Below are 12,396 nucleotides of genomic sequence, written 5' to 3'. Positions count from 1 at the left end.
TTTAATTACGCAACAAAGCCCCTGCCTATCACAACACCGTTTCTTATTCTCATTTACGTCTGTTCTTACTATTCGGCAACCATTCCTGCTAGCTAATCACTCAGCCAATTTTCCAAATGGCAAGGCTACGAAAATATAAACGTTCAACAATCAACCACCTAATATTTTGATAGTTGAAACTAATTGAAAACAATCGAGATAATCCTTTATCAAACAACAAGCCAATCAACATAAACAACTGATAATTATAAGTATTTATTTTCAATTCATTTCAGTATTTTTGGCATTGTTTTATATGACAGAGTACACCCCGCTAGTAACCCTCGGCTTTAAATAATATCAATAAAATCTAATAACTCGATTCTAATAAAAATAGCCAAATAATGGCATTTAGGAACTTATTAATGATTAACGTCAGTAGAACCATTCTATTTAGCACTGCCCTATCGGTAATCTCTTTTACAGCTCATGCGAAGATATACTCAGACCAAATCGTCTTAGATAAACTTGGAGAAGATATCTGTCGTTTCGACTATCGCGCTCTCAACAATTCAGAAGCTCAAGAACATAAAACAGCACTGATATCCCGCATGAATGTTTGGGACATTGTTGGCCTTCAGCATGATTGGGTGATCATGGGCTCCGGCTATCATGGACTAATTAAACCAGGTCAACCAAGCGACAAGACCTGGTGCTACCCCAATACACCAGAAGCGGGCTTGCCATACTACGAAGCACAAGCTATTCAAGAGAACAGTAATCTTGAAGTTCAACGAGCTTTAGTCAATGACGACACGAACTTTATCAGGCCGCTAAGTTACTTGGCTCATAGTCTTGGTTACGCTTGGGTTAGCGGCAATAACGGGCGTTACGTCGGTCAAGATATGACAATAGAGCAACTTAACCATAGTTGGGAGATCAAAGGGAATAACAATGGAAGCTGTGCCGGTGATCGCTGTAATGAGAAGACAAGCATCACTGTTGATAACTTCGCTTACACGCTCGATATCACATCGTTTTTACACGGCTCTATCACAGAGACCGACCAAGAGCTGATTGAAACCGTCTCGGCTTATGCAATCAATGATAGCGCTCAGCCTAAACAAATCGTCGTCGACCTTCATTTTGAGCAATCCACACAATGGAGTAAAACACAGCGCTTCGACCTTGCTGATTCAGTCGTCATTGATGAAACCTTTCACTGGCCACAAGTTGGAAAAACAGAGGTAAGAGTCGCGCTAGAAGAAGGCCAACGTTTCTCCGATACCAACAGTGGCACTCGTTTTGAGCCGACAGAACTGCAAGCCATCATTACCGTGCCTGCTCACTCCGTGCTGCCTTTTCAAGTCGAGTTCTTACGCTCTACCATCTCTTACCCATACCGCATCAAAACCAACATGAGTTACGACGTGAGCTTCACAGGTTTTCTTCGTTATAGCGGCAATGCGCTGAGCTCACATCCAACAAACCGCCCTACTGTCTCACACACCTTTACCATGGGAACCACCAGCGAAGATCAAGCCAATATCCGCTACCAATGGGACCACCGCTATATTCCTGGAGAGATGAAATGGTGGGACTGGAGTTGGGCAATCAACACCAATGGCTTGAGTAGCATGCAGTACGCCGCAGGAGCCAGTGTCCGTCCGTTCTATTCTCACGTGTCTGGTCAATTCAGTGCTGAATCTCAATATTCAGGGATGATAGATATCGGCGCTGAGCATTCTGTTGATTCATTTAATGCCATGACACTTTCAGGCGATTACACAACCTACTACGCGGGTGACATCGAAGTTCTGACTGACTTCGCCCCTGCAGCCCTAGCAGAACTGGGTTATAACAGCGCTCAGCTAACGCTTACCCTAATGCAGAAATAACCCCATAGAAAGTGTCATCTGTTATTCCAAGCCCATTGCGTCTGCTCTGGGCTTGATTCGCCTTATATTCTCTCGGTCGAACAACTGTATTGATGCCTAGGTATTCACTCTCTGAATCGTTTTTCACTGACTTAAAAGTGAAATCATAACGACACACTAATTTGCGTAACTTAGGGTGCAAATAGGCAATTAGATTACAGTGCCTATCAGGAGGATGTATGAAACCAAATCGATCTACGGGACTCACTGGACATATAAGACATTGCCCATGTTGTTCTACCGAACTGGTCATCAAAGACCACATTCACGTTTGCCCTCGCAATGAAATTGGCGACTGTTACTTCGATGGCTATGACCAACACGAACAGCGCGCTAATGCTGATTTTATCGATCATGCAAGTGCCAATGATAGCCTTGTTTACGGCATTTCAGAACACTAAGCGTTATTCAAGATTTGTTTAAGTCATTTCGCGCCAAAAAAAATGCAGCGCCAATTGAGTGATTGTTCGCTGCATTCTTAGATCCTGTAAACTTAGCTAGCCATTAGAATGGAGCTAGGTAAAACGGATTACCACATTAGATCATCTGGGATCACGAAGTCTTTGTACGGGTCATCTTCGTCTACTTCATCAGAGCTTGAAGCTTGAGTATCAACGATAGATTCTTCGTCACGCATCGCGATCTTGTTCGCTACCGCAGTAGGAATAACAACATAGCTCTCGCCTTGACGCGCGATACTTAGAATGCCTTTACTTAGTTGCTTTTGAGTCAGGTCTTCTACGTAAAGGTATTTAACTAGCGTACCATCGGTGAAGTTGTATTTGATCTCACCATTCTTCTGTTCGATCTTGTTCATCTCAATCAGTTGCTTCACTTGAGCTTTAATTTCTTTGCTCAACTGTTGTTCTTTCAACTGTTGGTTTAACTCTTTGTCTTTCGCTTGCTGCGCCAGTTTAGTTTCTTCTGCTGCCGCTTTTGCTTCACGAGACTGAACGCGAGACTTTTTAGAGCCCTTCTTCGCCTTCTTTAATTTTTTCTCATTTACCAAGCCAGCTTTAAGCATTTGCTCTTGGAGTGTTAACTTTGCCATGACTTTCCCAGTTCAGGATTAAAAACGACACTATCATACCTGTTTTTGAGGAATCTGTTTACTGAACAATGGCAAAATTTATGCTGATAGAGCAAGGCGGTTAGCGTTTTCCCTTATCGTGATTCACAGCATCCATTTCTGGTTATTTACCGACCTATGATTTCCACAAAAACGACCAGTAGTGACTTACCCTCAAGCCCAAATCGTTCCTCTATTTTTTAGCGTGCGCGCGTATCACTTATCATTCAGGCAAAGCAATATGTTAATTTTCAATGAGTAATCTAATTTATAAAACCATGGCATATATCTAATATTTGGATAATTCCCATAGAGTTATAACTCCAATGTCACAACTCTTTACTACGTTATTCTTTAAACCAATCAGTAAGGATAACGTGAAAATGAAAACTCAATGGACTTGCCTGAGTGCAATACTTGCATCAGCTTCATTCATTTCAACCTCGGCGATCGCAGACACCGACGTGTATCTCACTAATAACACCAATCAAGTGATGACCATTCAAGCCAACCACACTGGGACAGATCTGCTTCAACTCGGTGATGAGTGGCAGCAACATGTTGAACAGATTGGCCCTTGGGAGACAAAGAAGCTGATCAGTTTCAATCGCTGGACTGGTGTGAAATCTGGGAAGACCTATGAGTTTGACACTGTGGTATCGAACGCTGTGGGTGAGAGTGTCACGCTCAACCAAACCATGAAGGGTCATTGGTACAACTCGACACTGCAACATGGCTTGAGTGCTGCAGACGTCAACCTAACGTTGCATGACGATCGTAATATTCATCGCAGCACAACCGATGCTTTCGGGGTTAATGCAGAGCTAGCACTTAAAGCCGATTCTACGGCGCGCTACGATGATATTTATTACACCATCACCCCGCCCAAAGTGGATGAGCAACCAGAGCCAGATGCCAATACACTCAAAGTCATGACCTATAACATCTGGGCGCTGCCTGCCATCGCTTCACATATTGGTGACCGATATGACCTGATTCCTCAATACGTAAAGGGCTATGACGTGTTGGCGCTACAAGAGGTGTTTGCTAACGGCAGAGATGAGTTCTTGCGTGAACTTGCAAAAGAGTATCCTTATCAAACCAAAATGCTCGATAAAGATGGGATTAACATATACGACGGTGGTGTGATCATTGTCAGCCGCTATCCTATCGTTAACGAAGCTCAGTATGTTTTCCCTGATTGTACGGGCACTGATTGCTTTGCAGACAAAGGCGTTAACTACGCGGAAGTTATCAAGAATGGTCAGGCTTACCACGTGTTTGGCACTCACACCGCATCGTTCGATACAGACACCGCTCGTGACTACCGACAGCGCCAATTTAAACAGATGCGTCAGCTTGCTCAATCACTGGAAATACCAACTTCAGAGACGGTTATTTATAGCGGTGACTTCAACGTGAACAAGCTGAAGTTCCCAGGCGACTACCAACAAATGTTCGCTAACCTGCAAGCCGCTGAGCCGGAGTATTCAGGTTATACTGCTTCCACCTTTGATCCTCGTATCAACAACTTTGCAGGCGAACCTATGTCTGGCGGGGAAAACGTCGAATACTTGGATTACGTAGTGGTGAGTTCGGAGTACGCACAAAAAACTCACAACAATAACCGCGTTGATGTTCCTCGTTCAACAAGCAGTGAGTTATGGAAGCACTACAACCTTTCAGACCACTTCCCTGTTAGCGCCGTGATCAAGTAACTCGGTGAACCAATAATGCATCGAGTTATATTAATCCTAATGCTCGTCGCTGTGACGAGCATTGTTGGCTACTCATGGTCATCAAAATCGATTGAAACACCGCTATCTTCTGCTCAACACACAGAAGCTAAGCCGCGTGTTTCTGCGACAACTGCTGACGACAATTCCACGCCAACTGCAACCGCCAGTTTGGAAAATGCAGCATCACAGAGCAATCAATCCCAAGCTGAATCATCGGGCGGGGAAACGAATGCTGAAAACTTGACTGAGCTTAAAGGCAAGGCTTTGTTCGATGAACTCGATGGGTTCTGGACGCTTTGCCAAGAGCGCGATGACTGTACTGAGCAACTCGCACGATTGAAAGCAGAATTGCCAGGCATATGGTTTGAATTACTGAGCGACTATCCGCAGCTATCAGTCGACTGGCAATTAACCCAAAGCACTATCCCTCTTGAATCCATAGAGACTCTTGAAGAGCGTGTTGCCCTATTCAAACAATCTGCACAGCAAGTATGGGGAGAGTTGGCCCACCAACTATTCGCAGACCAGTTTACTCATCTGGATTTTACGCTTGACGCCAATACCCTTGAAGAGAACGAAGCGAACCAGTTTTTGGCCAACTATCAAGATTTGCTTAGCGAATGGCAAAACAATACGGGCACGTTAAACGCCGAAACACAGCTTCAAAAATATGAACTGGCAGTCTCTTTGATACCCAGCAGTTATAGCGCTGTTGAAATAGCATCAGTCAAAGCCGACCTTCAAGATGCCTACTTAGATGAAGCGCAGGCCAGCAACATTGCCGCGCGAGAACAACAAGTCGCACAACAGCAACAAACCGTGATGAGTTATCACGAGCAACTGGATCAGCTCAAAGCGACCTTAGACTCTCAGCGAAGCTCGAGTTATGCCACTTGGACTCAACACGATTGGGACAGTTACTATCAACAGCAAGTCACCGATTTCAGAGAACAGTTTTTTAGCAAGTAACGCTTTAACTTAAACCGTCACGAAACTGCGCGGGCGTTGTATTGAGCCAACCTTTAAACGCCCTTCTGAAATTTGCGGGGTCGCTATAACCGAGTCTTTCACCGATGTCATCGATACTCATGGTTGTGCCGAGTAACAGCTCTTTGGCCAGTTCCACTCGAACTTCGGTCAGCAATATTTGATAACTGGAATCATGGGTCACTAGCTCTCGCCTGAGTGTACGAGAACTACAACCAAACTCTTTTGCGAGTTGCTCTATATTCGGGAAACTGCCTGCGGTTTGATAAAAGATCGTTTTGATCTGGTTAGTCAACAAATGTTCCGAGTCCAACGTGTCCACTATCGACTGACAAGACGCGAGATAGCGCTTCAGTGTCGCAGCATCATGAGTCAATAAGGTTTGTGATAAAACCGAGGCATCAAAACGCAGTTCACCATGATTTTGTTCAAAAATCACCGGGCACTGGAAACGCTCGTCATAAAGCTTGGTGTAATTAGGGCGAGCATAAGGTAAAGCCAAAGTATGAATATCCAACTCATGACCAGTCAGTTCTTTGAACAAAGAGACGATTGAACTTAAGAAATATTCACTGCAGAAAGGAAGGAGATCACCCACTTCCAAGGTGTTCTCAATCTGAATCACTGCTTGCTCGGAATCTAGAAACAATTTAACCGAGAAGATAGGACCGTTCAGGCGCAGATATTTAAAGCCCGACTTGATGGCCTCCCCGACATTTTGACTGGTCGATAGCGCATAACCCAACACACCAAAGTGGCTCAAGCTAGCGTGTTCCCCCAGCCAAAGCCCTAAGCCATCGTGAGGAAAGCTCTGAGTCGCCACGCTAAATAACGCAAGTTTATCAGCGTAAGTCAGCTTTCCATTCGAGTCTCGCCAATCCATATTCGGCAAACCCACATCATTGAGTAGCCTTTCAATATCGATACCTCGTTGCTCTAACGTATTCAACAGCAGCGCGATATCTAGTGTACCCAACTGATGCCGATGCCCGGTTGGCTTATACTCCGCGATAATCTCCAATCGTCTCTCCTTATATCGAGCCCATTTCCATAAACATGACTACTCACCTTCAACAGCACATGCTGACAAAATCGTGATTGGTAACGCGCTATTGTCCGAATATGACCTCCCAATTCTACGCGACTCATCGCACAATGGCTTTAATTGTTAAAATAATGTGAACCATCGCAATGATAAAAACCAACCCTGCCCCACACAGTTTGATTGATTCTAATGGTCAGCCGATCATTGGGCATTTCGATGGCATTCCAAAGCACCTGAACATCGAGAACTTTGACTACCGAAACTCGATGGATTCAAAAGCAAACTCTTGGCAGAAGCACTTCCACTACAAACAATTCCAGTTTGTCAGCATCGTCACCGACACGCACATTATCGGCGTCGCTATCGCGGATATTCGCTACTTAGGCTCGGCATTTTGTTATCTGTACGACATAGAAAACAACCATCTGCAAGAGTCATCTTGGTTGAGGCCATTAGGGTTTGATAAGCATGTAACGCCTTCACCATTTGAAGGAAAGACAAGCATTGCAGATCAAAGCATTACTTTCGATATTGAAGGCGGACAATGGCGAGTTCGCTTGAATACCAAACTCATCAAGGCCGATATCGCTTTAGAGCCTGAAGCCGACAGCTTACCCATGGCGATGTGCAGCCCAACCGGTTATTCAGGTTGGACTTACACCCAAAAGCACAATGCTTTGCGCATCAGCGGCGACATCCAAATCAAAGGAACATCGTTAAACCTCACGCAAGCTCGTGCTGGGTATGATTTTTCAGCGGGTTACATGAGACGTGAAACCAGTTGGCGCTGGGCAAGTATCAACACGCAATCCAATGGCACTGATATTGGCCTAAACCTCGCGGCGGGCGTCAATGAAACCGGAGGCTGCGAAAACGTATTATGGATCAATGGAACTCGGCACTTACTTAACCCGGTACAGTTTACGTTTAATCGCCAAGACACGAATTTACCTTGGCAGATAACATCACAAGATGGACGTATAAACCTGACCTTTACGCCCTTAAATAATCGCAGCGAAAAGCTCAATTTATGGCTGTTAAAAAGTAACTTTCGTCAGTTCGTTGGTCACTTTTCTGGCTCGATTGAAGACAACAATGGAGTGACACATCAACTCGATGGTGTTCTTGGTCTAACAGAAGATCACTTTGCTCGCTGGTAGCGAAATTCTGCTGACTGAATCTCAGACGATCAAGTCTAAGTAAGCTTGATACTAAGAACGCGTATGGCGTCTCAACAAGGATAAAACATGAATATCGACGCATTAATCAATCACCCAGAATGGCTACTGTTGGTATTAGCGCCCTTGTTCGTGGTGTGCATGTTGGCTGAGTACTTTATCGGTCAGAAGCAAGGTCGATTGCCAGATAATTCCAGCTATAAACTTTCAGAAGTGATGTGTAACTTCACGCTGGCGGGAATGCATCAACTCTCCGATTTGCTCACCGGGTTATTGGTCGTTCAGTTGTATCTTTGGATGTTCGGTTGGCACTTAATGGACATTGAAATGGGCGTGCTGAGTTTTGTTGTATTGATGGTGTTACAAGACTTTTTCTATTATTGGTTCCATAGAGCAAGCCATCGTATTCGCTGGATGTGGGCCGCGCACGTCGCGCACCACAGTTCAGAACAGATGAACTTTAGCACAGCTTTCCGTCAAAGTTTGATGTACCCATTCGCAGGCATGTGGCTATTTTGGGTGCCGCTCGTCATCATAGGTTTCGACCCTAAATGGGTCATCTTTGTGGTGCTTCTGAATCTAGGTTTGCAGTTCTTTGTACATACTCAATGGATACGAAGCTTAGGACCACTTGAATACATCTTTAACACCCCTTCGCATCATCGAGTACATCACGGCAAAAACCCGCATTACATCGATAAGAACTACGCCGGCGTTTTGATCATTTGGGATAAATTGTTTGGTACGTTCGAGCCTGAAATTGAAACTGTACGTTACGGCGTCACCAAACCCATAAACAGTTTTAACCCAATAGTGGTCACCTTTCAAGAATGGAAGGCCATATTCAAAGATTTGAAGAACCGAGAGCTAACCATAAAACAGAAAGTACGATTGATACTCTCACCTCCCTCGGATTAATCGAAGCGATCGGGTCTAATACACTTTATGAAAATCAATGAGGTTGAATGTGAGGTCGCTTACCCAGAAATCGCCGTTCAAGTCGGCGCCTTGCACGTATCGATTGTCTCCCATTTCTAAAGTCACAATATATTTGCCCGCGATGAGCCCCTCTACCATGTAAAAGCCATCGCTCTCAATCTCGCTCGAATACTCGGTGCCTTTCTGGATATGTTTAAAGTGCAGATAGGCACTGTTTTCTAGATCGCCTTCCACTGTGCCATCGACGCCAAATGACACCACCATTTCGATGTGAGCATGAGTTAACCCGACTTGCTTAGTATTTACAAACACAGGGTTTTGAATCGGCGTGAGGTTAAGGTCGAGTGCCCCTTCATCAATATAGATAGGCAGATTATCTCGAGCCGGAACACTTGAGAATTCAAATCGGCCTTTTGCATCACTGACTGCTCGTTGATCCAAAATTTGTAGGCTTACGCCTTGTATCGGTTGTTTGTGGTGATCGTAGACAACGCCCGTCAGCTTAGAATGGTTGTATCGATTCCACTCAACAAACTCACCAATACTTTCGTCAAAGTAAGTTTTAGCACCGAATTCAGTCGTCATCTCGACACCGTATCGGTCTTCGTTTCCTTCTAGCTTAAAGAGTAAATAAGGGTTCACTCTAGCTTCTAAAGAGGCGGAAAACGAAACTTCCTGTTTCTGATAGCGAGCCGATACGTTCGTCGTGAGCTCTTGAAAAACCTCCAACGGATCTAACAGGCACTCTTTGCACGCATTTCTCAGAGACAGCTCCGTTCGTTCATGATGACCAGAGCCATCAACAGTTCCAGAAATATTCCACGATGTATCTGAGAAACCGCTTTTGGCCAAACCAATAGTGTGTAGATAGTCTTCTTGATGAGAAGCTTTGGTGTATCGATAGTCACCGGCGTATGAGACAAACAGATTACGAGCCACTTTCGAGTTCAACTTGGGTTCAACGCTCAACTCATCTTCATCATCCCTTACCGTCAAAAAGGCCGTTAGATTGGCAAGCGACAGGTTGTATTTGAAAACATCGTACTCCATCGACTCTAAGTCCAATTCATCGGTTTTATTGAGCTCTATCGATGCCGACTGATCGCCGTTGATCAAGATATCAAACTCCATTGGAAACCGATTAAACTCTGGTAACCAACCGATATGACCAGCAAACCAGTGTGCAGGTAAATATCGTCCTTGAAAACCAATCAGGTCTTTGCCATGTTGCCTCATAAAGGCGCTACCCACGGTGAAGTAATCGGCAAGCCCATACTCAAGCGACACAGCGCCCGCTCGGTCTGCACCTTCATTTCCCACCACTTGCACGCCCCACTCGTTGCGTGGCAGAAATGCATCTTCTAAACCGGCGACGGTGATCTCTTCTTCCTGCCAGACACCTTTCGACAAGTAGTAGCGAAACTTGATGGTGTCACCGGGGGAAATATTGTCTTCTTCAACAACGAAGCGTCCAAACTCATCAGAGCGATAAGTGGTTTGATAGATGCCATTAACCAAAACATCGATGGTGATGTTAGGTTGAGTGGTTCGTTCGAGTTGAAGGTTGCCGAACTCTGTCTGTCGCTTTCGATTGGTGTAATAGAGCCCGTCTTCGAGGGTTTGATTCACAGTAAAGACGCTGCCATCTAATAACACATGGCCGACTTCCAAAGAGCCTTCACCATCATGAGCTTCAACCGCAATGTTATAATAAACGATGGGGTTATCTTCTCGTGAATCAATCGACAAGCGAGACAAGGAGTGTTCAGTGCTTAATATGGTGTCTGAGATTGCGTAAACATCACCGCCAGTTTCACTGTCGTGATAAACCGAAGTCGCTAACCGAGTCGCCAAACCCACGGCGGCAACAGGTTCGAAAGCTGGCGTGTTTTCAGCTCGCTTGAGATCCTCGGCCTTTTTACGTGATTCATTTTTCATCTTAGAAATAGCGGCTTCCAGTTCAGTCAATGAACTGAATTCTGGAGTAACGGTGAGCCGATAATCATCGATATCCCAACGCACTTTTGCCGGGATACAAGCTTGTAAGCTGTACCAGTGGATGTAAGTTTCTGAGTCGATGACTTGATATTTGATCGACTGGATATTGTTGTCATCGCGATAACAAATGGCTTGTTCGGTATCTAAAATGTACGGAGGAGATTCTCTTCCCACATCTTGAGGCAAATACAGTTCGCAATATCCGCTTTCATCACACTGACCATTCATTTCGAGCAGATAAAAAGCGGCATTGGATATCGAAATGAAGGGTTCTTCGTAGTCATCCATCATGACACGATAAAAGCTATCCCCCACTTTCCCGACTCTAACTTCAACATGGGCTGGATAGAGTTCACTCGCATCACTTTCTGCTTTAGATTGCGAATACGCAGCAAAAGGAAACAGTGAAGCGAGCAACAAAAGTCGCCAAACCATGCAATTGAACACTGGCTTTTACAGAGTCAGCGACAATGAAACGAGCACTACAGAACACATTCGTACAGAGGCTGTTCGTTCTGAACCAGTGAGATCTTTGAGCCTTTTGGGAAAGGCTTGGTTAATTCAGCATTACGAAGTAGCACCACTTTTTCGCTATGCTCGTCTACATTCAATTTCGCAGTAAACTGAAAGTTTCCATCGTTGCGAATCTTGATGCTTTGGTTGTCACACGCAAACTTAACATCTTGCACCTGCTCACCTTTCTGAACATAAACGGGTACATAACTGTTGATGTGAAAGTTCAGTTGAAAGGCTGAACCATCACTGTTGGTTTTACTTGATGACAACGCAATGTCTGATAGCTCTGCAGCTTTTGCTATTGGGGAAAACCACAAGTAAGCACGATATTCACCATCAGCCATGTCAGCAGGTAAAGCATTCATACGTAAGCGAACCGTGCGTCTTTGATTGGGTTTAAGTTCACGAATTATTGGTGGTGACACTTTAATCCAACTCGCGATATCTTCTGATTGCGCGATATTAGCGTCAGTTCGAACTAAGCCACTCGCCTTTACCGGGCGATAAATCGGTTTTATCTCCAAGCGAATCGGTTGATCTGAATTGTTTTCGACGACGATTTTTTCAGTCACCGAAGTGTCGGCATCCAGCACAAAACGAGTAGGTGCGATAAGTAACTGAGCATAGGCTTGTGTTGTGAAGATTAAGCCGAGAACACATGAGATAAACAACTTCATTTATAATTAACCTCAAAAGGAATTGTACTGGTGTAAAGGCCTGCTGGGTGGTTAGCGCCGATTTTCACTTTGGCACCAATACACAATAATTTGCTTCTTCCATTCCCTTTGATTTTGGCTCTACCACGCTTTGATAAGCCACAACCAAAATAGAACTTTCTAATACGCAGGCGTTTGGATTTACGAGAATGGTTTAGATTTTGCTTGGAAGGGAGAGAAACCACGATTTTTTTACCAGGCTCACCTTCAACATAAAAACGAACCACATAAACCTGACTATTGGATGGGTTTGAATCCGCATTCTGGCCCGACCGGCTTTGTTGCGTAATTCA

11 protein-coding genes are annotated in these 12,396 nt (G+C 44.6%); 6 read left to right on the top strand and 5 right to left on the bottom strand.

Going from position 1 to position 12,396, the window contains the following annotated elements; translation table 11 throughout:
* Positions 1-404 precede the first annotated feature (404 nt).
* Positions 405-1,877, top strand: coding sequence for an aerolysin family beta-barrel pore-forming toxin (locus tag AACT19_RS24120; protein WP_076649143.1), 1,473 nt, complete (start codon positions 405-407; stop codon positions 1,875-1,877).
* Between the two features lie 218 nt (positions 1,878-2,095).
* Complete coding sequence (locus AACT19_RS24115; protein WP_017083461.1) at positions 2,096-2,317, top strand: hypothetical protein; 222 nt, start codon at positions 2,096-2,098, stop codon at positions 2,315-2,317.
* Between the two features lie 128 nt (positions 2,318-2,445).
* Here the strand turns inward: AACT19_RS24115 and AACT19_RS24110 are convergent, their stop codons facing one another.
* Entirely contained in the window at positions 2,446-2,967 is a 522-nt protein-coding gene (locus AACT19_RS24110) for a DUF2058 domain-containing protein (protein WP_004734880.1), read from the bottom strand.
* A 401-nt stretch (positions 2,968-3,368) separates the two neighbouring features.
* Between AACT19_RS24110 and AACT19_RS24105 the strand changes: the two genes are divergently transcribed.
* Complete coding sequence (locus tag AACT19_RS24105; protein ID WP_076649141.1) at positions 3,369-4,703, top strand: sphingomyelin phosphodiesterase; 1,335 nt, start codon at positions 3,369-3,371, stop codon at positions 4,701-4,703.
* Positions 4,704-4,742: 39 nt separating this feature from the next.
* Positions 4,743-5,693 (top strand): chromosome partitioning protein ParA, encoded by a 951-nt coding sequence (locus tag AACT19_RS24100; protein ID WP_076649139.1) that lies wholly within the window; start codon positions 4,743-4,745, stop codon positions 5,691-5,693.
* A gap of 4 nt (positions 5,694-5,697) precedes the next feature.
* On the opposite strand, the gene AACT19_RS24095 is transcribed toward AACT19_RS24100, so the two are convergent.
* Positions 5,698-6,732, bottom strand: a complete 1,035-nt coding sequence (locus AACT19_RS24095) for an AraC family transcriptional regulator (RefSeq protein ID WP_076649137.1) — start codon at positions 6,730-6,732, stop codon at positions 5,698-5,700.
* A gap of 170 nt (positions 6,733-6,902) precedes the next feature.
* On the opposite strand from AACT19_RS24095, the gene AACT19_RS24090 reads away from it, so the two are divergent.
* Both AACT19_RS24090 and AACT19_RS24085 read left to right on the top strand, forming a co-directional pair.
* The gene (locus AACT19_RS24090) at positions 6,903-7,916 is read left to right on the top strand and encodes a DUF2804 domain-containing protein (RefSeq protein ID WP_076649135.1); all 1,014 of its coding nucleotides are present in this window, start codon (positions 6,903-6,905) and stop codon (positions 7,914-7,916) included.
* A gap of 87 nt (positions 7,917-8,003) precedes the next feature.
* Complete coding sequence (locus AACT19_RS24085) at positions 8,004-8,852, top strand: sterol desaturase family protein (RefSeq protein ID WP_076649133.1); 849 nt, start codon at positions 8,004-8,006, stop codon at positions 8,850-8,852.
* 15 nt (positions 8,853-8,867) lie between these two features.
* Here the strand turns inward: AACT19_RS24085 and AACT19_RS24080 are convergent, their stop codons facing one another.
* From AACT19_RS24080 to AACT19_RS24070, 3 genes are read right to left on the bottom strand one after another with little or no spacing between them, the layout of a single operon-like run.
* A complete protein-coding gene (locus AACT19_RS24080) occupies positions 8,868-11,306 on the bottom strand; it encodes a carboxypeptidase-like regulatory domain-containing protein (RefSeq protein ID WP_076649131.1) in 2,439 nt (812 codons plus the stop codon).
* A gap of 47 nt (positions 11,307-11,353) precedes the next feature.
* Positions 11,354-12,064 carry a fimbrial biogenesis chaperone gene (locus tag AACT19_RS24075; protein ID WP_017090896.1) on the bottom strand — a complete coding sequence of 237 codons (711 nt, stop codon included), beginning with the start codon at positions 12,062-12,064 and terminating at the stop codon, positions 11,354-11,356.
* Complete coding sequence (locus tag AACT19_RS24070; RefSeq protein ID WP_076649129.1) at positions 12,061-12,393, bottom strand: DUF4402 domain-containing protein; 333 nt, start codon at positions 12,391-12,393, stop codon at positions 12,061-12,063. The genes AACT19_RS24075 and AACT19_RS24070 overlap by 4 nt, the downstream gene beginning before the upstream one ends.
* Between the last annotated feature and the right edge of the window lie 3 nt (positions 12,394-12,396).

The organism is Vibrio sp. 10N.222.47.A9, assembly GCF_963872585.1.
GTDB lineage: Bacteria > Pseudomonadota > Gammaproteobacteria > Enterobacterales > Vibrionaceae > Vibrio > Vibrio splendidus.
The sequence above is the reverse complement of the archived record's forward strand: the minus strand, read 5'-3'. Positions and strand labels throughout refer to the sequence as shown.